Origin of the sequence: Cobetia sp. MB87 (genome assembly GCF_011319755.1) — a bacterium.
Lineage (GTDB): Bacteria > Pseudomonadota > Gammaproteobacteria > Pseudomonadales > Halomonadaceae > Cobetia.
Genome location: NZ_VFBC01000008.1, coordinates 225851 through 247583, shown reverse-complemented (window position 1 = coordinate 247583; position 21733 = coordinate 225851). Strand labels below are relative to the sequence as shown.

The 21733-nt window shown below is 63.8% G+C and carries 17 protein-coding genes; 6 read left to right on the top strand and 11 right to left on the bottom strand.

The window, feature by feature from the left end:
• Positions 1-151 precede the first annotated feature (151 nt).
• From guaB to CDPAHKCJ_RS10575, 4 genes are all read right to left on the bottom strand, one after another.
• Positions 152-1621 (bottom strand): IMP dehydrogenase, encoded by a 1470-nt coding sequence (guaB, locus tag CDPAHKCJ_RS10590; RefSeq protein ID WP_166019753.1) that lies wholly within the window; start codon positions 1619-1621, stop codon positions 152-154.
• A gap of 277 nt (positions 1622-1898) precedes the next feature.
• Positions 1899-2915: an ABC transporter substrate-binding protein gene (locus CDPAHKCJ_RS10585; protein ID WP_166019752.1), complete on the bottom strand. Its 1017-nt coding sequence runs from the start codon at positions 2913-2915 to the stop codon at positions 1899-1901.
• Positions 2916-3031: 116 nt separating this feature from the next.
• Complete coding sequence (locus tag CDPAHKCJ_RS10580) at positions 3032-4426, bottom strand: sensor histidine kinase (protein ID WP_166019751.1); 1395 nt, start codon at positions 4424-4426, stop codon at positions 3032-3034.
• Positions 4423-5094, bottom strand: coding sequence for a response regulator (locus CDPAHKCJ_RS10575; protein WP_166019750.1), 672 nt, complete (start codon positions 5092-5094; stop codon positions 4423-4425). The genes CDPAHKCJ_RS10580 and CDPAHKCJ_RS10575 overlap by 4 nt, the downstream gene beginning before the upstream one ends.
• A gap of 179 nt (positions 5095-5273) precedes the next feature.
• Between CDPAHKCJ_RS10575 and CDPAHKCJ_RS10570 the strand changes: the two genes are divergently transcribed.
• The 4 genes from CDPAHKCJ_RS10570 to xseA all read left to right on the top strand — a co-directional run bounded on the left by CDPAHKCJ_RS10570 (position 5274) and on the right by xseA (position 9784).
• Complete coding sequence (locus tag CDPAHKCJ_RS10570) at positions 5274-6299, top strand: tripartite tricarboxylate transporter substrate binding protein (protein ID WP_240916757.1); 1026 nt, start codon at positions 5274-5276, stop codon at positions 6297-6299.
• Positions 6296-6736 (top strand): tripartite tricarboxylate transporter TctB family protein, encoded by a 441-nt coding sequence (locus CDPAHKCJ_RS10565; protein ID WP_166019749.1) that lies wholly within the window; start codon positions 6296-6298, stop codon positions 6734-6736. The genes CDPAHKCJ_RS10570 and CDPAHKCJ_RS10565 overlap by 4 nt, the downstream gene beginning before the upstream one ends.
• Before the next feature lie 18 nt (positions 6737-6754).
• Positions 6755-8257, top strand: coding sequence for a tripartite tricarboxylate transporter permease (locus tag CDPAHKCJ_RS10560; RefSeq protein ID WP_166019748.1), 1503 nt, complete (start codon positions 6755-6757; stop codon positions 8255-8257).
• A 156-nt stretch (positions 8258-8413) separates the two neighbouring features.
• Entirely contained in the window at positions 8414-9784 is a 1371-nt protein-coding gene (gene xseA, locus CDPAHKCJ_RS10555) for an exodeoxyribonuclease VII large subunit (protein WP_346773923.1), read from the top strand.
• 195 nt (positions 9785-9979) lie between these two features.
• Here the strand turns inward: xseA and glrR are convergent, their stop codons facing one another.
• The 6 genes from glrR to CDPAHKCJ_RS10525 form a co-directional block, all read right to left on the bottom strand.
• Complete coding sequence (glrR, locus tag CDPAHKCJ_RS10550) at positions 9980-11347, bottom strand: two-component system response regulator GlrR (RefSeq protein ID WP_054555312.1); 1368 nt, start codon at positions 11345-11347, stop codon at positions 9980-9982.
• A gap of 121 nt (positions 11348-11468) precedes the next feature.
• On the bottom strand, positions 11469-12035 hold the full coding sequence (locus tag CDPAHKCJ_RS10545) for a hypothetical protein (RefSeq protein WP_166019746.1): 567 nt from the start codon (positions 12033-12035) through the stop codon (positions 11469-11471).
• A gap of 4 nt (positions 12036-12039) precedes the next feature.
• The gene (locus CDPAHKCJ_RS10540; RefSeq protein ID WP_166019745.1) at positions 12040-13596 is read right to left on the bottom strand and encodes a HAMP domain-containing sensor histidine kinase; all 1557 of its coding nucleotides are present in this window, start codon (positions 13594-13596) and stop codon (positions 12040-12042) included.
• Positions 13597-14684: 1088 nt separating this feature from the next.
• Positions 14685-15995 carry an amino-acid N-acetyltransferase gene (gene argA, locus CDPAHKCJ_RS10535; protein WP_166019744.1) on the bottom strand — a complete coding sequence of 437 codons (1311 nt, stop codon included), beginning with the start codon at positions 15993-15995 and terminating at the stop codon, positions 14685-14687.
• A 216-nt stretch (positions 15996-16211) separates the two neighbouring features.
• A complete protein-coding gene (locus tag CDPAHKCJ_RS10530) occupies positions 16212-17495 on the bottom strand; it encodes an inorganic phosphate transporter (RefSeq protein ID WP_107335585.1) in 1284 nt (427 codons plus the stop codon).
• 40 nt (positions 17496-17535) lie between these two features.
• Positions 17536-18216 carry a TIGR00153 family protein gene (locus CDPAHKCJ_RS10525; protein ID WP_166019743.1) on the bottom strand — a complete coding sequence of 227 codons (681 nt, stop codon included), beginning with the start codon at positions 18214-18216 and terminating at the stop codon, positions 17536-17538.
• Positions 18217-18690: 474 nt separating this feature from the next.
• Between CDPAHKCJ_RS10525 and CDPAHKCJ_RS10520 the strand changes: the two genes are divergently transcribed.
• Positions 18691-19701: a CYTH domain-containing protein gene (locus CDPAHKCJ_RS10520; RefSeq protein ID WP_166019742.1), complete on the top strand. Its 1011-nt coding sequence runs from the start codon at positions 18691-18693 to the stop codon at positions 19699-19701.
• 151 nt (positions 19702-19852) lie between these two features.
• Positions 19853-20926, top strand: coding sequence for an ion transporter (locus CDPAHKCJ_RS10515; protein WP_166019741.1), 1074 nt, complete (start codon positions 19853-19855; stop codon positions 20924-20926).
• Between the two features lie 148 nt (positions 20927-21074).
• Here the strand turns inward: CDPAHKCJ_RS10515 and CDPAHKCJ_RS10510 are convergent, their stop codons facing one another.
• Positions 21075-21698, bottom strand: coding sequence for an L-threonylcarbamoyladenylate synthase (locus CDPAHKCJ_RS10510; RefSeq protein WP_054555307.1), 624 nt, complete (start codon positions 21696-21698; stop codon positions 21075-21077).
• Positions 21699-21733 lie beyond the last annotated feature (35 nt).

The following is a 21733-nucleotide window of genomic DNA, read 5'->3' as shown; positions in this document are numbered from 1 at the left end:
TGGGGAGTCGTGAGACCCGCTTCGGAGCTGCGAGGGAGCGCAGGGCCGAAACAATCTGGCGTCGAGGGTAGCCGATACCGAAAGTTCGTTCGACCCAAGCAAAGCGGGAACCCGTGTTGGGCTCCCGCTTTGCGTCGCGCTTCGCTATGTCTCAGTCGCGCCGATAGTTGGGCGCTTCCTTGGTGATCTGCACGTCGTGGACGTGGGATTCGGCGAAGCCGGCACCGGTGATCTGCACGAATTGCGGCTTGGTGCGCATCTCTTCGATGGTCTGGCTGCCGGTGTAGCCCATGGAGGCACGCAGGCCGCCCATCAGCTGGTGCACGATGGCGCTCATCATGCCCTTGTAGGGCACGCGGCCTTCGATGCCTTCCGGTACCAGCTTCTCGACGCCGGCGTTCTTGTCCTGGAAGTAACGGTCGCTGGAACCCTGGGTCTGGGACATGGCGCCCATGGAACCCATGCCGCGATACGCCTTGTAGGTACGACCCTGGAACAGCTCGACTTCACCCGGCGCTTCCTCGGTACCGGCGAGCAGGCCGCCGATCATGACGATGCTGGCGCCTGCGGCGATGGCCTTGGCGATGTCACCGGAGAAGCGGATACCGCCATCGGCGATGACCGGCACGTCGTACTTGGCCATGGCGGCCGCGACGTTGGCGACGGCGCTCATCTGCGGCACACCGACACCGGCGACGATGCGCGTGGTGCAGATGGAACCCGGGCCGATGCCGACCTTGACGCCGTCCGCGCCGGCTTCTGCCAGGGCTATGGCGGCTTCGGCGGTCGCGATGTTGCCACCGATGACCTGAATCTTCGGATGATGCTCCTTCACCCAGGCGACGCGGTCGATCACGCCCTTGGAGTGACCGTGAGCGGTGTCGACGACGATGACGTCAACGCCGGCTTCGGCGAGCGCCGCGACGCGGTCCGGGGTTTCCGGGCCGGTGCCGACGGCGGCGCCGACCAGCAGGCTGCCGTTGCTGTCCTTCGCGGCGTTCGGGTAGGTCTTGACCTTCTCGATGTCGCGAACGGTGACGAGACCGCGCAGGCGGAATTCGTCATCGACGATCGGCATCTTCTCGATGCGGCTTTCCTGCAGCTTGGCCTTGATCTGCTCGAGCGGGGTGCCTTCCAGCACGGTGACCAGCTTCTCGCGGCCGGTCATGATGCCGGCGACGGTGTCGCTGAAGTCAGGCTGGAAACGCATGTCGCGACCGGTGACGATACCGACCAGGTATTCACCCTCGACCACCGGGAAGCCGGAGTAGCCATGCTCCTCGGACATCGCCAGCAGATCCTGGATCTTGGCCTTCGGGCTGACAGTGACCGGGTCACGCACGATGACGCTCTCGTGCTTCTTGACCTTGCGGACTTCCGCGGCCTGCTGGGCGATGCTCATGCTCTTGTGGATGATGCCGACACCACCTTCCTGCGCCATGGCGATGGCCAGGCGAGCTTCGGTGACGGTATCCATCGCAGAGGAGATGAGCGGGATATTGACGCTGATGTCGCGTGTGAGACGTGATCTCAGGCTGACGTCCTTGGGGAGGACCTCGGAGTAGCCGGGGACGAGAAGAACGTCATCAAACGTCAGAGCTTCTTGCGCTATACGTAGCATGTCGAACGCCCAGTAGCAGTTTATGAGGGATGCGCGAAAGCCGCAGTGCAGGGCCCGATGGACAGGCGCCATGACTACGGTTCTAGCGGTTGCTGCGAGGTAATCACCCATGATAACCCATTCGCCCCACTCGAGACAAACGTCGCAGGCTATCAAACTCGCAACTTCTCGTCCCGATGGCACTAACCATCTGGTCAACTAAAGCCACGGATGGCGCGGCCTGCGGCCTGGCGGGCAGTGAGAGCGTAACGGCTGCCTGCCAGGCCGCAGGCGACCGTCAGGGCGTCGGGGCGCCGCCCGAATAGGCATCGAACCAGCGGGCGAGGAAGTCATTGCGACGCGCGTTATCCAACATGCTCAATGACGAGGCATCCAGCGGTTGGGGATACAGCCGCTGCCCGACCTGGTCGCGCAATGACTGGGCGGTGAAAGGGCCGGTGATGTCATCCCGGATGCTGTAGAGCGGCGTCTCGCCGGCCACGACGTGCTGACCTTCCCGCCCGATGAGGAAGTTGATGAAGGCACGCGCCTGCTCCGGGTGCGGGGCATCGCGGTGGATGAAGGCGGTGCGCATCGAGATCAGCGCATAGTCAGAGGGCATCTGCACGATGATGTCGGGATGCGTCTGCGCCCACTGCAATGCATAGGAGCCCAGGAGGTTGTAGCCCAGCCAGTAGCGCCCGTCACTCAGACCTTCCAGCATGCGCTGGGTGCTGGTCTCGAGAGTGGCATCAACCCGCCCCAGCGCCGTGACCAGCTTCCAGAAGCGTCCAGAATAACGGGAATCCTGCAGGTAGAGCGCATAGCCCAGTGCGCTTCTGGAGGGCGAATAGGCCACTACCCGGCCGGCCAGCGTCTCGGCATGCTCTGTCAGCAGATTCAGGACATCGGCATGCGAGACAGGCGGCAGCATCCTTGCGGCGAGGTCCAGCCGATAGGCCATCACGATGGGTTCGAAGGTGAAGGCGAAGACCTCATCGCGCCACTTGGCCCACTCCGGCCACTGTCGAGCCTCGTCGCTGTCGAGTCGCTGCGCCAGCCCCTGATTGACCAGCGCCACCTGCCAAGGCATTGCCGAGCTAAGGATGATGTCTGCCTGCGCATCTGCTTGCTGGGCCAGGGCATTGACGGCCATCGAGCTGCGGTCGCGGTAGTCGAGCTCGACGTCGGGATAGCGGCGCGAGAACGCCGCCAGCAAAGGAGCCGCGACCTGCCGGTCCATCGCCGCCTCGATCACCAGCCGTGCCTGGGGTGGCGCCGCAGATGCCATGGTTGGCTGAATCAGAGAGAACATGCCAATCCCCGCCCACAGCACAAGCCACAGGCGGCTCGTGACTCGGCAGGCCCGGGTGGGAACGATGGAGGAAACGATAGCGAAGGCCATGGCGCGCAGCCTGTCAGGCATGAACTTCATAGCTGTCTCCCCGCAAAGCGAATGCGCACGCACAGCCCCCCTGGGTCGCGATTGCTGATCTGCAACTCGGCCTGATGACGCCGGGCAATCGTCTCGACGATCGCCAGCCCCAGCCCCGAACCATCGGTGTCCTGACGTCCGGCGCGCTCGAAGGGCTGACAGAGTCGTTCCAGCATCTGTGGATCGACGCCGGGGCCGTTGTCCTCGATGCTCAGCACCACTCCCCTGCCCTCTGCCTCAAGGACAAGTCCCAGGGTGATCTCGCTACCCGCCGGGGTGTAGCGCAGCGCATTCTCGATCAGATTGCCGATCATCTCGCGCAGCGCCCACGCCTCGCCTATCACGCAGACCGGCTGTGAGGGCAGTTCAGCCATCCCCAGGTCATGCTGGCGCGCGAGATCGTGATCGACCCACTCCATCACCACGTCGCGAAGCAAGTCAGCGAGGTCCAGCGCGTCCTGCTGCGTGGGCAGTGCCAGATGACGCAGCCGCGTCAGGTTCAGCAACTGCCCGGCCAGACGACTGGTGCGTTCAGCGCTGGCATGGATATCGCTCAAGGCCTGATGCCACTGGGTCGGTGAGTCGCTGCTCAGCGCGAATTCGGCAGCATTCTGCACACCCGCCAGCGGTGTGCGCAGCTGATGGCTGGCATCGGCGGTGAAGCGCAGCAGGGCATCACGTGACTCCCCCTGACGGGCGAACAGCTGCTCCAGTGTCTCGACCAGCTCGCGCATTTCCTCGGGCATGGTGCCCGACAGCGGGCTGGCATCCTGCGGTTGGCGCCGACGCAGCTGATGACGCAGTCGCTTGAGCGGCGTCAGCGCCAGACGCAGGGTGATGAAGATCATCATGGCGGCGAACAGCCCCATCACCAGCATGCGTCCCGTGGCGCGAATCATCAGCTCACGCGCCAGTTGCTCGCGCCCTTCGGTGGTATGGCCGACCCAGACCTGCACGCGAAACTGCCGCTCCCAGCCTGCCGAGCGCACGCTGCGCGCGTGCAGCCGCCAATCGACGCCCTGATAACGCATGTCATGCCAGACATCGCCTTCGGCCGCCTCGCGCTGCAGCCCGGACGGCAGAGGCATGTCGAGATTGTTGGCCAGTACCCGACCCTGATCATCGATCAAGCGATAGAAGACGCGCTCCTGATGGCGCGTGGAGAGAATCTTGAGCGCGGCGGGCGGCATCATGATGCGCGGTTTGTCATCCTGCCACTGGATGGCTTCTGACATGGCGAGCAGCGCATCCTCGAGCTGATTGTCGAAGGCGCGCTGCGCCGAGCGCTGACTGGTGGCCCAGGCGTCGATCATCAGCAGGCCACCGACGATGAACATCATGCTCAACAGCCAGCCCAGCAGACGATCACGCAACTTGCCGTGGATGATCATCCGGCGTCTGTCAGCTCGAGACGATAACCCAGCCCACGCAGGGTGCGGATCTGCACTTCACTGCCTGTCAGACGCTTGCGCAGGCGGCTGATATAGACCTCCAGCGCGTTGGAGCCCACCTCGCCATAACCGAACACCTTGCCTTCGATCACCTCGCGCGACACCACCTTGCCGGCGTGCAGCATCAGACTTTCCAGCAGGCGTCGTTCGCGTGGCGGCAGGTCCAGCGTCGCCTCACTCAGAGTGAACATGCCGCTGCTGGTCGACAGCGACAGTGGCCCGAAGCGCACACTGTTGTCGCAGCGCCCCTGACTGCGCCGCAGCAAGGCACGTACGCGCGCTTCCATCTCCACCAGCGAGAACGGCTTGGCCAGGTAGTCATCGGCACCGAGATCCAGCCCGCGCACGCGGTCATCGACACCGTCCCGCGCCGTGATGATCAGCACCGGCGTCAGGTCATTGCGCTGGCGCAACTCCGCCAGCAGGTCCATGCCCTGCCCGTCGGGCAGGCCGAGGTCGAGCAGGATCAGATCAAAGCCGCCCTGACGCGCGGCATCGCGCGCGGGAGCCAGAGTCTCGAAGGCGTCGATGGAGAAACCCAGCGCCGAAAGACTGCGCTGCAGGGTGCGGGAAATGAGGGGATCATCCTCGACGACGAGCAGGCGCATGCATCCAAAGTCTCAGTGAGATGAAGGGAAAGTGACAGGTTGATGAAAGGTCGCGCTCCTAACATGCCGGTATCGCAATCACGCATGCGATGCATTGCCGAGACAGCGCCATCCTGCCGCCATGAACATAAAGCAAAAGGCGCTGCGAAGACAAAAACAACAGCCATCAGGAGCACACCATGCCCCAGTCCCGATACCTGCCCTCCTCACTTCGCCGCTTCACCCCACTGCGCCTCGCCGCCGCGATGGCTGTCCCCATCGCACTGGCCACGGCAAGCCTTTCGGCCACGCCCGCCGCGGCCGCCGACAAGAGCGAATGCATCGCCCCGGCCAAGCCCGGTGGTGGCTATGACCTCACCTGTCGTCTGGCCGCCAATGGCCTGCTGGAAACCGGCATCATCGACTCGCCGATGATGGTCACCTACATGCCGGGTGGCATCGGTGCGGTTGCCTACAACCACGTCATCGGGGTGCGCAGCGATGACCCGAATCTGCTGGTGGCCGCCAGCACCGGCGCCGCCGTCAATCTGGCGCTGGGCAAGTTCGGCAAGTTCAGCGCCGATGACGTGCGCTGGGTCGGTGCACTGGGCGTCGACTATGGCGCGGTGGTCGTCAATGCAGACGCTCCCTGGCAGACCCTCGATGAACTGATGCAGGACCTCAAGGCACACCCCAGCGAGATTCCCTTCGGTGCCGGCGGCACCATCGGCAGCCAGGACTGGATGAAGGCCGCGCTGATCGCCAAGTCCATCGACGTGTCACCGCGCAAGCTGCGTTACGTGTCCTTCGAGGGCGGTGGTGAAGCCCTGGCGGCACTGCTGGGCAATCACATCAAGGTCTATACCGGTGATCTGTCAGAGCTTCAGTCACAGCTTTCCAGCGGCAAGATTCGCGTACTCGCGGCGCTATCCGAAGAGCGTGTCGAAGGCGCCTTCGCCGAGATTCCCACGGCTGCCGAGCAGGGCTACGACGTGACCTGGCCGATCTGGCGCGGTTACTACATGGGCAAGGACGTCAGCGATGCCGACTACGACGCCTGGGTCGAGCGCCTCAAGCAGCTGAGCGACAAGCCGGAATTCGCCGAGATCCGTGAAGCGCGCGGCCTGTTCCCGATCCAGAAGTTCGGCGCGGATTTCGACACCTACGTGAAAACCCAGATCGCTGGCTTCAAGAACCTCGCCAAGGAAGTGGGACTGACAAAATGAGACTCGCCGCCGATCGCATCCTGGGCTTCGCCCTGATGGGACTGGCGGCGTTCATCGTCGCCCAGTCCCTGAGTATCGAAGTGCCCTTCGCCTACGACCCGGTAGGCCCCAAAGCCTTTCCCATCGGCCTCTCGATCCTGATGGCCATCTTCTCGCTAGTGCTGATTCTGCGCCCCGGCCCGGAAGGTGACTGGCCATCCGCCAGCGTGTTGATGCAGCTGGGGCTGGTGATGGTGATTCTGATCGCCTTCGCCTTCTTCTTCGTGCGTCTTGGCTACCCCATCACGGCCGTTGCCACGATCACCGCCATCGCACGACTGTTCGGTGCCAGCTGGCGCGCCGCCTGCGTGACCGGGGTACTGATGGCCGGCGCAAGCTACGTGCTGTTCACCGCCGTGCTGGAAATCTCGCTGCCGACCGGGCTGTGGTTTTCCTGATTCCGAGAGGGCTTTCTCATGTTTGATTTCATCATCCAGGGCTTTGGCGTCGCACTGACGCCGCTCAACCTTGGCCTGGCCTTCACCGGCGCCTTGCTGGGCACCCTGTTCGGTGCCCTGCCCGGCATCGGCCCCATCAACGGCATCGCCATCCTGATGCCGCTGGCCTATACCCTCGGCCTGCCTGCAGAGTCGGCACTGATTCTGCTGGCAGGTATCTATACCGGCGCCGAATACGGCGGCCGGATGTCGAGCATCCTGCTCAACGTACCGGGTGACGCCGGGGCCGTGATGACCACCCTCGACGGCTATCCGCTGGCCAAGCAGGGCCTGGCGGGACCGGCACTGGGCATCTCGGCGATCAGCTCCTTCGTCGGTGCCAGCATCGCGATCCTGGGTCTGACCCTGTTCGCCCCGCTGCTGGCCAAGGTAGCCGTGCAGTTCGGCCCGGCGGAACTGTTCACCATGATGGTGTTCGCCTTCGCCTCCATGTCGGTGATGATGGGCAAGGACCCGGTCAAGACCGCACTGGGCGCCATCATCGGCGTGCTGATCGGCACCGTCGGCGTCGATTCCGGCACCGGTATCCAGCGCTTCACCTTCGATATTCCCGACCTCTACGACGGCATCGACTTCGTGGTACTGATCATTGGCATGTTCGCGATCAGCGAAATCCTGCTGATGCTGGAGAGCCGCCTGCAACACGGCAAGACCGGCGCCCTACCTGTCATCGGCCGCGTGTTCGTGACGATGAAGGAAATTCTCTACTGCAAGGGCGCGATGCTGCGCTCCGGCCTGCTCGGCTTTTTGATCGGGGTGTTGCCGGGCACCGGTGCCTCGGTGGCGGGTGCCGTCTCCTACACCACCGAAAAGCGCGTCAGCGACAAGCACAACACCTTCGGTACCGGCGACATGCGCGGCCTGGCCGCGCCGGAAGCCGCCAACAACGCATCCGCGGCGGGCTCCTTCGTGCCGATGCTGACTCTGGGCATCCCGGGTTCCGGTACTACCGCCGTATTGCTGGGCGCACTGATGCTCTACAACATCACGCCCGGCCCGATGATGTTCAGCGAGCATCCCAAGGTCGCGGGCGGCCTGATCGCTTCACTCTATATCGGCAACATCGTGCTGTTGCTGCTCAACCTGCCGCTGGCCGGCTTCTTCGCTCGCGTGCTGACCATCCCGCGCTGGGCACTGGTGCCGGGCATCGTCATCCTGTCCTTCGTCGGGGTCTATCAGCTGCATTCCGACATGGGAGCCATCTATCTGATGCTGGGCATCGGCGTGCTGGGCTACCTGCTGCGCAAGCTGAATTTCTCGCTGGCCACCATCGTGCTGGGCTTCGTGCTCGGCGGGCTGATGGAAGAGAACCTGCGTCGCGCCCTGGCCATCAGCGGCGGGGACAGCAGCATCCTGTGGCAATCCGGCATCTCGCAGGGCCTGTGGTTGGCCTCACTGGTGCTGCTGCTCGGGCCGTTCCTGCTGTCACGACTCGGCAAGCGCAAGACTCAGACGGCCTGACCCAGACCCTCTCTGTGGCAATCCCCAAGCCCCCGCTCTCCTTCAGGAGTGCGGGGGCTTTTTGGTGGCAGAGCCATCGCCTGTGGCATCATGTCCACCTCACTCGGCCAAGCTTCCGCCCCGCGCCCTCACTCGCTCCCATACAAGGAATGTCGCGTGTTCGAAACCTCGTCTGCCGCCAACGCCATCAGCGTGACCCAGCTCAACCGCGAGGCCAAGGGCCTGCTGGAGCGAGGCCTGGGGGAGCTCTGGATCGAGGGGGAAATCTCGGGTTTCTCGCAGCCACGCTCCGGCCACTGCTACTTCACGCTCAAGGATGACAACGCCCAGGTGCGCTGTGCGCTGTTCAAGAGCCGTGCCCAGTTTCTGCGCGAGAAGCCCAAGGACGGAGATCGGGTGCGGGTGCGCGCCAAGGTGTCACTGTTCGAGGCGCGCGGCGACTATCAGTTGATCGTCGAGGCATTGCAGCAGGCGGGGCTGGGGGAGTGGCTGGCGCGACTGGCGCGCCTCAAGGAGCAACTGGCGGCCGAGGGCGTGTTCGCCAATCAGCGCGCCCTGCCCCATCCGCCGCGCCATCTGGGCGTGATCACCTCCGCCACCGGTGCGGCGCTGCAGGACGTGATCGCGGTGACGCGCAAGCGCTGGCCCCAGGCGCATCTGAGCGTGTTGCCGGTCGCCGTACAGGGGCCGCAGGCGGTGCCACAGCTGATTCGCGCGGTGGCGATGGCCAATCGCGACAGCGACTGTGATGCGCTGCTGATCACGCGCGGCGGCGGCAGCCTGGAAGACCTGTGGGCCTTCAATGACCAGCATCTGGCGCGCGCCATCTTCCACTCGCGCCTGCCGGTGGTGGCGGCCATCGGCCACGAGACCGATACCACCCTGGCGGAGCTGGCCGCCGACCTGCGTGCGCCGACGCCCTCCGCCGCAGCCGAGGCGTTGTACCCGGACCAACGCGCCCAGGTGCAGCAGCTGAGTGCCCTCAAGCAGCGCCTGTGGCGCGCGCAGCGTGCCCGCCTCGACCAGGCGGCGCAGCGTCTGGATCATGCCCGCTCGCGCCTGCGCCATCCGGCCCGTGAGCTGGAAACCCAGCGCCAACGGGCCCGCGAGCTGGAACGCCGCCTGCACGCCGCAGTGCGCATGCGCATGACCCGTGAGCAGCAGAAGGCCGACCAGTTGACCCGCCGCCTGCAGCAGGCCAGCCCCGCGCGCGACATCCAGCGCCATCGTCAGCAACTGGCGATGCTGACCCCGCGCCTCAACAACGCCCTGCCACGTCGCCTGGCCGCTGACCGTGAACGCCTGGAAGGCGCGATGCGCGCACTGAATGCGGTCAGTCCGCTCAATGTGCTCAACCGTGGCTACGCCATCGTCGAACGCGTCGGCAGCAGCCAGATGCCGGCACCCGGCGACAGCAAGGTGATTCGCGCCGCCCACCAGACCCAGCCCGGCGAGATGCTCTCCATCCGCCTCGGCGAAGGCCGCCTGGCCGTCGAGGTCAAACGCCGCTACAAGCCGCGCCCCTGATCCTCTGATCGGCACTGTCGCGCTACCAAACCGAAAAAGCCCCGCTACCGGAACCGGTAACGGGGCTTTTTCATGGGCGCTTCACGTCAGACACATCGAGCCGCTTTTGCACTCACGCTTTATGCGCGTGGCCTTGCGAGAAGCTGCGGGCCGCTTTTGACCTCATGCCTTTCGCGCGGCAGCGGGCGCGTTAGATCAAAAATCAGGCGGACCCTGCTCGGCGCCCGGCTTGAACACACCTGGCTCCAGATCATGACGCCCCAGCAGCTTGTAGAAGTCGGTGCGGTTACGCCCGGCGATACGCGCCGCCTGGGTCACGTTGCCTTCGGTGATCTTCAGCACCTTGATCAGGTAGCTGCGCTCGAAGCCGGCACGCGCCTCGGAGAAGGACGGCAAGGCGTTCTCCTCCGCGGCCAGCGCCTGGGAGACCAGCGCTTCCGGAATCATCGAGGAGCTGGTGAGCGCGACACACTGCTCGACCACGTTGACCAGCTGACGCACGTTGCCCGGCCAGGCACTGGAGGCCAGCAGGTTGAGTGCTTCCGGCGAGAAGCCCTTCACGAACGGCTTGTGGCGCGCGGCGGCCTGGCTGATCAGGTATTTGGCCAGCAGCGGCACATCCTCGGCACGCTCGCGCAGGGCGGGCAGCTTCAGATTGACCACGTTGAGGCGGTAGTAGAGGTCTTCGCGGAAGTCGCCATCATGCATCGCCTTGTCGAGATTGCGGTGCGTGGCGGAGATGATGCGCACATCGATGGGCACCGAGGTGGTGGACCCCAACGGGCGAATCTGACGCTCCTGCAGTGCACGCAGCAGCTTGACCTGCAGCGCCAGCGGCATGTCGCCGATCTCGTCGAGGAACAGGGTGCCGCCGTCCGCGGCCTGGAACAGGCCCTGATGGGCACTGACCGCGCCGGTGAACGAGCCCTTGGCGTGACCGAACAGCTCGCTTTCCAGCAGCTGTTCCGGCAGCGCGCCACAATTGATGGCGACGAAGGGACGCGAGGCACGCGGGCTGGCGTTGTGGATGGCCTTGGCCATCAGCTCCTTGCCCGAACCGGACGGACCGGTGACCAGCACGCTGACATCGGATGCCGCTACCATGCGCGCCTGCTCGAGAATCTGCTCCATCTGCGGGGAGCGAGTGATGATGCCAGCGCGCCAGGCATCGTCACCCTCCTTTACGGGCGGCGCCTGGGCCAGCGCCTCATCGATGGCGGCGAACAGCTCGTCCTTGTCGACCGGCTTGGTCAGGAAGCTGAACACGCCCTGACGGGTGGCGCTGACGGCATCAGGGATGGAGCCGTGTGCGGTCAGCAGGATGACGGGCATACCCGGCTGACGCTTCTGCAGCTCACCGAACAGGGCCATGCCATCCATTTCATCCATGCGCAGGTCGGACAGGACCAGGTCTGGACGTGCGGCTTCGAGACGGCTGAGCGCCTCGCGGCCACTGCTGGCCGTCGTGACCTTGAAGCCACGGCTTTCGAGACGCATGCCGAGCAGCTTGAGCAGGCTCGCATCATCATCGACGAGCAGAATATGCGCTTGTGCGTATTTCACACTAACTCTCCTTGCGACACCCGAGGGCCTGGGGACATCGACGTCGGGGCCGCACAGTCTTGCGTCATGCAATCACGGGGATTGAGTGACAGGGTCGTGGCCAGAGTCTGCCGCTGATGGCTCAGGGCGTGCTCTGGCGGCGCGAATTGATCGATTCTTCGATGGCCGTCAAGGCTTCCAGCTTCTTGGTCAGCTGGGCGTTCTCGGCGCTGAGCTTGCGACGGGCACCGTCATTCTTGTCACGCTCGGCGATCAGACCGCGACGCTCCTCGAGGCCATTGAGCCACTGGCGAAGCAGCGGCTGCAGGCGGCTCGGGGCGGTGGGCAGGTCCGCCTTGTAGAGGTCGGAGGCCAGCTGCCAGTCCGATTCATCGCCCCAGCTGAGCACGATGGCACGCGCGAGGCGACGGTCGTGACGGTTGCCTTCCAGCTGCAGCAGGGTGCTTTCGCGCCAGCCGCTGTTGCCACGCTGGGCCTGCAGCGCGAAGGCGACCCATTCATCCAGCAGACAGTCCTCGCCGGTGAAATCCGGCAGATCACCGGCGCCGTAGCAGCTCTCCCGCACACTCGGGCTGACCACTTCCGGCTCGCTGCCCGGCATGGTGATATTGGTCAGGGCGCCACAGGCGCTAAGCGTACTGAGCAATACGCCTGCGGCCAGGCGCATCAGTAGTCGTTGACCCTTCATCACTTCAGTTCCTTGCGTGCTTGATGGCGTTCAATGACGCCATTTCATGTGGTGTGGACTGCTGATCCGCCCCGGCGGCATCCCTGTCTGCCTGCGGTTCATGCTCACTACCTTCCCCTGACGTCAGCGAGCGACTCGGTGTCGGCAATGTCAGCCGGAAGCAGACATCCGCCTTGGGGTCATCCACCAGCGCCAATTGACCAAATTGGGCGCGGGCGCTGTCAGCGGCGACCGAGAGACCGATACCCGAGCCCTTGAGCGGGCCCTTGCGCTTCACCGCGCCCTGATAGAAGGGCTTGAACAGGTGGTCACGGTCCTGGGCGGCGATGGGCTCACCGCTGTTGGCGACTTCGATGACCAGCTTGCGACGTTCCTTGCGGGCTCTCAACCACAGGTCACCGCTGTCTTCGCCATAGGCGATGGCATTGGAGATCAGGTTGTCGAGAATACGCCCGGTACGCGGCCTGTCTGCCTCCCAACTGAGGCTGGCAGGCGGAAGATGCACGCGCATGCCCTTCTTTTCCAGTGCCAGGCGATGTTTTGCCAGCACTTCCTTGAACACTTCATGCACATCGAAGCGGCTCTGTTCGAGGCCTTGATTGTGCTGCAGCAGATTGTAGTCGAGGAGTTGCTCGATAAGCTTCTGCAATTCCTTGCTGGAATCATCCAGCAGGCCAAGAATCTCGGCCTGGTGCGGACTCAGCGGCCCGGCGACCTCATCGATCAGCAGGCCGGTACCTTCGCGGATGCTGGCCAGCGGGGTCTTGAGCTCATGCGACATGTGGCGCAGGAACTGCTGCTTCTGCTCCTCCAGCTCATCCAGACGCGTCGACAGCCAGTTGAGACGCTCACCCAGCTGCACCAGCTCTGCCGGCCCCTTGATGACGATGGGTCGCTCGCTGTCGGTGCCGCTGCCCAGGCCATTGATGCGGCGCTCCAGCTGCCGGATGGGACGGATGATCAGCCAGGTGAAGAACAGCATCAACAGCAGACTGATGGAGACCAGCGCGGCGGTCTGCCACCACAGCTGATTCTTGACCTGGGAGGCGCGAGCGCGGATGCCTTCGATACGCGCATCGACGAGTTCACGCGTGGAGTTGAGCAGGCCGCTGGCCTGGATCGAGAAGGGCCCGAAATCTTCCAGATGACGACTGACCTGGTCGACGCTCATCTCGGGCATGCGTTCGAGCTGTGACAGCGTCGCCTTCAACTCGCTGACGCGGGGATCCCCCTCGCCCAACAGCCGCGCCTGCTCATCCAGCAAGGTGCGGAAGCTGTTGGCCTTGTCGGCGTAGATCTTCATCAGATCGGGATTTTCCAGCACGGCGTACTGGCGGGCGCTACGCTCCATCTCGACGGCGAGATTGGTCAGCGTGCGGGCGCGGCGGGTCTGGTCGACGGCCTGGCGGGCACTGACATCCGCCAGTTCCGACAACTCCGACAGCGCCTGCCCTGCTTGAAACATGAGCACGGCAATCGGCAGCATCACCACCAGAAATGCCATCAGAACCAGCTGCGGCAGCGAGCGGGGACGCCAGCGTCGTGACACTGTGGAGGCCATGGAAAGAACTCTATGCAAGAAAGGGGTGGTCATCATCGAATCACGTCTTCCTAGAATACCAGAGTTCACCAGCGTCCATCGCGGTTGCCAGTTCGTTAATAAATATGACTCTTATTCAAATCATCACGCTGCCACGAGACAAACCGGCCCATTGGCAACGTTTCGCATGAAATTGTTGGCCATTCAGCGCTAGACGCACAAAAAAAGAGGGCCGGCATAGCCGGCCCCAAGTACGCAGGGAACTGAAGGGTCAGTCATCACGTGGTGCCTCTGGTACCTGGAGACCAGAGGCACCACGTGATTGGCGGGTCTGACAGGTGGTCTGCCTGTCAGGCCCGGGAGAAAAGAACGTCACCTGGTGGTCGCTCCAGGTCAGTTGACGTTCACGCCGGACAGCGTCCGCGCTCCCTATCGGATGTGAAGCAGGGGGCAACACATCGCAATGTGGATGATCGAGTCGGGTGGCTTGCCGACTTGCCCGCCTCGATCGTCAATTCGGGGATGACGGCAGCCAATCTCTCCGGCTACCGCATCGGTTTCGGGCATCCTTGCCCGGGCGTCCTTGCCCTCAAGATACTGTCCATGCCCACCAGGGGCCGTACCTGTCTCATCGCAACCTGAAGTCACACATCGCGTGGAGCAGACGCTTGGCCTGTCAGCGATCACGGAGCGCACAGGGTAGTGAGTACCGTCATCGCTGGAAGGCCAGAGAAAGGGCCGATGATGCACCGCATATCTCTTGCTCACGGTAACTATTGCCAAAGGCGTGCCATAAACACGAAAACACATTACAAAACAATGACTTGAAATGTATATCATGGCGACTTACATGCCAATGTTGCCCCGGGCGGCACACAGCGTCATGTTTTACTGGCCGATTCGTCGCGATTTGCCAACACATATACGAGGCATGCTGTTTTCCCTTTTAAAATCAATGCCTTGAAACGTCTCCTTTGCAAGACAGCTGCGCAAGGGGTGAGGGGAAACTGCGACACCTACGCAAGAACACCCGCTGATCTGCCCTTTTCGAGGGAGTCATCAGCGGGTGTTCTCTGAGCGATTCACAGTGGCAGGCAAGCGAGGTGTGACTAGAGCGACTTGAGCAATACCTTGGAGTTGCGCGCCGAGTTGTAGGCCTCACGACGCATGGGCGGCAAGTCTTGCAGGCCAGCCGACACGAAACCGTGCTCGATGAACCAGTGAACGGTGTGGGTCGTCAGCGCATACAGACGCTCGACGCCAGCGCGACGCGCGCGCAGCTCGATCTCGGCCAGCAGCTGCTCGCCGCGCTGTCCGCGGCGATAGTTATCATGCACGGCCACGCAGGCCAGTTCGCCCATGGCGGCGTCACGGCTGAGATGCAGCGCCGCGCACCCGATGACCATGCCATCGCGCTCCAGCACCACATAGTCGTCGATCTCATGTTCGAGACGCTCCCGCGAGCGGGCCACCAAGATGCCACGCTGCTCCAGCGGCCCCAGCAGCGCCAGCAGGCCACCGACATCCTCGAGCCGGGCCTTGCGCAGCTGCTCGTAGCCCTGGCGCGTGATCATGGTGCCGATACCGTCACGGGTGAACAACTCACCCAGCAGGGCGTCACGGTCGCGCCAGCTCAACAGGTGAGTGCGCCCGACGCCATGCCGTGCGGCGCCACAGGCAGCGGCCAGATGGCGCGACAGCTCGCTGTCGTCATCGCGGGGCGGCGCCATCAGCGCGGCCTCCTCCGGATTGAGCTGACGCAGCAGCTCGCCGTCTTCGCCGAACAGGCCCTCCCCTTCGCCAAGCAGGATCAGCTTGTCAGCGGCCAGCGCCACGGCAGCGTGTTCGGCGACCTCAGCGGCGTCCAGATCGAACACCTCACCGGTGCTGGAATAGCCCAGCGGCGGCAGCACGACGATGGCCTGCTGCGAGAGCAGCCCCTGGATCGCCTCGCTGCGCACGCGACGCACCTCGCCACCATGCAGGAAGTCGACGCCATTGCGCACGCCCAGCGGCTTGGCCATCACCAGATTGCCGGAGACGGCGGAAAGCTCCACGCCATGCAGCGGCGTATTGGGCAGCCCCTGGGACAGACTGGCCTCAAGGCGCAGGCGCAGTGTGGCGACCTGCTGCTCCAGGTGGCCGAGAATCTCGCGCGTCACCACCCAGCGGCCCTGATGACGGTCCGCCTCGACACCGGCAGCCTGCAACGCCTCGGCCACCTGCGGGCGCACCCCGAACACCACCACCAGCTTCACGCCGAGGGTATGCAGCAACGCCAGATCCTGTATCAACTGCGTTCGTCGTGACGAGGACAGGGCATCGCCCTCGATCAGAATGACGAAGGTACGGCCGCGATGGGCATTGATATAGGGAGAGGAGTTGCGAAACCAGTCCGCGAAGGGGAAACGCGTGTTCAAGAGCCAGCTCCGGGCAGGAGAGAGGGAAAATGGCATGTCAGGCATGCCCATGAATCATCATATCAGCGCCGCAGCCTGCACGGCGAGCGGTGCCCCCTGACATCCATGTGTCAGACACGAGAAAGGCGACCCGAAGGTCGCCTTTCTCGTTTTCCCGTTCATCTCATGCAGAGCGTCTGCTCGAGCCAAGGCTCAGGCTCAGAACCATGCATCGGCTTAGCCGAACATGCCCTTGAACATGAAGAAGAACAGGATCGACAGGATCGCGCCGGCCGGCAGAGTGATCAGCCAGGACATCACGATGGTGCCGATCACGCGCAGGTTGAGCGCAGCCATGCCGCGTGCCAGACCTACCCCCAGCACCGCACCGACGAGGGTGTGGGTGGTGGAGATCGGCAGGCCGGTGCCGGAGGCCAGCACCACGGTGGAGGCCGCCGCCAGGGTGGCCGCGAAGCCGCGTGACGGCGTCAGCTCAGTGATGCCGGTGCCGACGGTGGCGATGACGCGGCGACCATAGGTGACCAGACCGAAGACGATACCGCCGCCGCCCAGTACCAGCACCCACCACGGCATGCTCGCCTTGGCGCCGATCTGACCGGCAGAGTCGACGACGCTGATGATGGCCGCCAGCGGACCGACCGCATTGGCCACGTCGTTGGAGCCGTGGGCGAAGGCCATCGCGCAGGCGGTGAACATCATCAGCAGGCCGAAGACCTTCTCGACGCCGCTGAAGTCGAAGTCGTCACCGGTGGCGCGATTCTTCTCCTTGAGACGTGAACGCGCGACCTTGCGCTCCATCAACACGCCGATACCCATCACGATGGCGCCGATGACGACGGCTAGCAGCAGGCTGGATTCGAAGCTCAAGTGCAGGCCGACATGCTTGAGGCCCTTGACCATGGTCACCATCGAGATGATGAAACCGACCAGGAACATGTACATCGGCACGTAGCGCTTGGCGGCCGCGAACGGGTCTTCGTTGTCGAAGATCAGCGTCTGCACGGACTTGAACAGCACGAAAGCGATGGAGCCCGCCAGCAGCGGCGAGACCAGCCAGGAGGCTGCGATCTGACCGACCTTGGACCACTCGACAGCGTCCACGCCCAGCCCCGCAGCGGAGAAGCCGACGATGGCGCCGACGATGGAGTGGGTGGTCGAGACCGGCCAGCCCTTCATGGAAGCGATCAGCAGCCAGATACCGGCGGCCAGCAGCGAGGCCAGCATGCCGTAGACCAGGAACTGCGGATTCTCGATCAGCAGTGACGGGTCGATGATGCCCTTGCGGATGGTATCAGTCACCTCACCACCGGCAAGCCAGGCACCGAGGAATTCGAAGATCACGGCGATGATGATCGCCTGCTTGATGGTGATCGCCTTGGAACCTACCGAGGTTCCCATGGCATTGGCGACGTCATTCGCACCCACACCCCATGCCATGAAGAAGCCGAACAGGCAGGCAAGAATGACGAGCACATCGCCGTATTGAGCAATGATGGACATAGAAGACTCTTGGACAGATGGCAGGACGTCCTGATGGCGCTCAGCGCGCCATCAGGATCTGCAGTCGGGTACCGACCTTTTCCGCTTGGTCAGCCACATCGCCGACCCAATCGATGATCTTGTAGAGGAAGATCACATCGACGGGCGGGAGACTGGCTTCCAGCGAGAACAGGGTCTGGCGGATGGCGATCTGCTGTTCGTCGGACTGCTTCTCGAGCTCATGCAGCTCGTTGATCAGCTTGTCGACCAGCTCGCTCATGTTGCGCCCGAAACCGGACTCGACGAGGTCTTCCAGTTCACCCAACGCACGACGCGCCTGGCAGACCGATTCGACCGCAGTCTTGAGATACTCACGCATGGCGGGCACCAGTGCGGCGGGTATCTGCATATGACGACCCAGCATGATCCCGGCGATGTCCTTGGTGACATTCGCGATGGAATCCTGGACATGGATCAGCTCGAGAAGGTCGGAGCGCGAGACCGGCAGGAACAGCGAGTTGGGCAGGTTGAGACGCAGCTGCGTCTTCAACTCGTCCGCTTCACGCTCCAGCCTGCTGATAGTCTTGCGAATGCTGGCTGCCTGCTCCCAATCACCCTGCTCGCAGGCGTCGAAGAAGGTCAGCAAGTGCTGGGCGCACTCGTCGGTCTTGATGATGTGGGTGTGCAGCGCCTTGAAAGGCGAGCGCCCGAACATCGAAGAGAAAGGGTTGGTCGTTACCATAGTGGCCGTCGGCGTTAAGGATTGACGCGCGGAGTGTAGCAAAGCCTTTGTGACGATCACATAACTTTCATCGTAACGTCATGATACCGCCATGCTGTTGTAGTTTACGCAACAACAGCGGCAGTTCGGGGGAACACGAAGGATTCCAGAGGAGAGATTGTCTTGTAGCGGCAGGACCCGTGGTCGCTGGCTTGATCCACTGTTCTTAATATAACCAAGGACGTGACGACAGGCAATTGCTGTCACTCCAATGTCATCATGCTGTCACACAAGTGTGATCACACCAACACGCCGACGCTCACCATGCCCTTGCCACTCCCCGTGCTTGCCTTGCCGCGGGCCAGGCGCGAGCATGAGACACATGGGCCTTCACCACCATGCACCACGCTTGCCGAAGGCTCTGCGGTCCTGGCGCCGCTGTCACCCTCATCCGTCAGCATCCGCCTTCTTTCATCTGTACAGGGAGTGCCCATCATGGCGCAGGAAATCGAACTCAAACTGGCACTGTCTCAACCCGTCATTGATCGCGACGCCATTCTGGAAACACTGACGAGCATTGCAGAGCTGGCAACGGTCACCCCTAGGCGGCGCTGGCTGGCCAACACCTACTTCGACACCCCCGAGCATGCGCTGGAGCGCGCGCGCATGGCGCTGCGTCTGCGCCAGAGCGGTGAGGACGCCGACAGCACGGGCGCCCTGCGCCAGACGCTCAAGACCAGCGGCGAGAGCCATGGCGGGCTGCATTCTCGCGGCGAATGGGAGTGGGAGCTGCCAGAGGGCCAGACCGGCCTCGACCTCGACGGCCTGCGGGGCCTGCCGCCCTTGCAGGCACTGGAAGACGGCGCCCGCGAGCAGCTGCTGAATGCGCTCGCGCCCAGTTTCAGCACCGATTTCGAGCGCCATGCCTGGCAGCTCGACGTCACGGCGACATCTAGCGACGAGAATCTGAGCGATGAGCAGGTCACCGTCGGCGTCGAGATGGCGCTGGACCTGGGCGCGGTGAAGGCCGGTGGTCGCGAAGTGGCCATCCAGGAGATCGAGCTCGAGCTGACCGGCGGCGAAGAACTCGCCCCCGAGGTGAGAGAAGGCGTGCTCTGGCAGCTGGCGGATTCACTGGCCAGCCGCCTGGCACTGCGTCCGGCAGATGCCAGCAAGGCCAAGCGCGGCGCGGCGCTGCGGGATGGCGAATGGCATGAGAAGACGCTGGATACCGCTGACCCGGGCGCGCTGCTGTCCGCCGCCATCGATGCACTCGATGCCCACGCCGACCGTCAGGCGAAAGACGACCTCAAGTGGCACGCGCATGCGCTGGCCGCCCTGTCGGCGCTCGCAACACGGCTGGCCGCTTGTCAGCATCCCGGCCATATCCATGCGGTGGCGCTGGTCGAGGCGCTGGAAAGCAGCGACGGCGACGCTTCACAGGACTGGGCGACTCGCGACTTCGGCCAGCACAGCCTGTCACTGCTCGCGACACTGCGCAGCTGAACCTCAGCACGACACTGACTGCCCAGCTGCCAGGCGCTAGACCACTGACTGATGGACAACGGCCGGGCAGTCACTGAAGGTCACACACTGAGACATCCCCGATACGCCCTGACATACATCCGGCGTCGTCACGCCCGTCAAGGAAGCCTGCATGCCTGAACGCCAGGGCCCTGCCAATGAATATGGCAGCACTCCGCAAAGCCCCCCAGCGGCCCCCTCGCACCCCAGCGACTACGAGCCCGCGACAGGTCGACTGCGCGCGCGACTGTTCCATTGGATCTTCGAATCCGACACCAAGGCGGCCAAGGCCTTCGACATCGGCCTGATCCTGATGATCTTCGCCAGTGTCGCCGTGGTGATGCTCGACAGCGTCCCCTCGCTGAATGCGCAATACGGCGAACTGTTCCGCATCATGGAGTGGGGCTTCACGATCATCTTCACGCTGGAATACGCCGTCCGCCTCTACTGCCTGAAGCATCCCGGCACCTGGGCCAAGGGCTTCTACGGCGTGCTCGACCTGCTGTCGATCGCGCCCACCTGGCTGTCGCTGCTGATACCGGGCGCCCAGGCCCTGCTGGTGGTGCGCGTGCTGCGTGTGCTGCGCCTGTTCCGCGTGTTGCGCCTGATGGCCTTCGTCGGCGAGGGCCGCATGCTGGTCGAGGCCATGACGCGCAGCCGGCGCAAGATCCTGCTGTTCTTCATCACCGTGCTCAGCATCGTCACGGTGTTCGGCGCTCTGATCTATCTGATCGAGCCGCCCGAGGCCGGCTTCACCTCCATCCCCAAGGCGCTCTACTGGGGCGTGGTGACGCTGACGACGGTGGGCTATGGCGACATCGCGCCCATCACGCCACTGGGGCAGTTCATCTCGGCGCTGATGATGATTCTCGGCTACTCGATTCTCGCCGTGCCCACCGGGGTGTTCTCGGCCGAGGTCCTCAACGGCCTGCGCATGCAGCAGACCAGCGACGAAGCCTGCCCGGGCTGTGGTCGTGAAGGCCATGACCGCAACGCCAAGTACTGCAAGTTCTGCGGCACCTGGCTGGATGAGGACACCCGCGACCCACGCGAGCCGGAACCGGAGCCGGAACCGGAACCGGAACCTGAGACAGACTCAGACCCCGAACCTGGATCTGGATCTGGACCAGAGCCCGACGCCGAGCCGCCAGCGAAGGAGGAAACCGCGTCCCCAGGTGACGACTCCCCCGACCGCGACCGCAGCTGACGAAGCCGAGTGTCACTCAGCCCACGACAACGCCTCGGAAATGACAATGCCTCAGAAATGACAACGCCCCCGCGACCGCAAGGTCCGGGGGCGTCTTCGTATGGCAAGGCGATGTCAGCCAGCGCCGTGAAGCGCTACGCTGTCGCGATCACTCCGTGAAGCTCGAGATATCGCCGCGCCCTTCACGCACGATCACCGGCGGCAGCTCGCGCAGGTCCACCACACTGGTGGTCTCGAAGCTGCAGGCGCCGCCGTCGATGACCAGATCCAGCGCGTGTCCGAAGCGCTCGCGAATCTCTTCGGCGTCCGTCATCGGCAGCTCCTCGCCCGGCGGAATCAGCGTCACGCTCATCAGCGGTTCGCGATGGGTTTCCAACAGGGCGTGGGTGATGGCGTGGTCCGGCACGCGCACGCCGATGGAGCGACGCTTGGGGTGCAGCAGCAGACGCGGCACTTCGGAAGTCGCCTGCAGGATGAAGGTATAGGCGCCCGGCGTGTGACTCTTGAGCAGACGAAAGATGGCGTTGTCGACCTTGGCGTAGGTGCCGATTTCCGAGAGGTCAGAACACACCAGGGTGAAGTTGTGCTTGTCGTCCAGCTGACGCAGGCGCTTGATGCGCTCGATGGCCTTCTTCTCGCCCAGATGACAGCCCAGCGCGTAGCCGGAGTCGGTCGGATAGGCAATCACGCCACCCTGCTGGATGATGGCGACGGCCTGATCGATGAGGCGTTTCTGGGGATTTTCGGGATGAATCTGGAAGAACTGTCCCATGCGGTGCTCCTTGCGTCTGGGCACCAGCCCGGCAG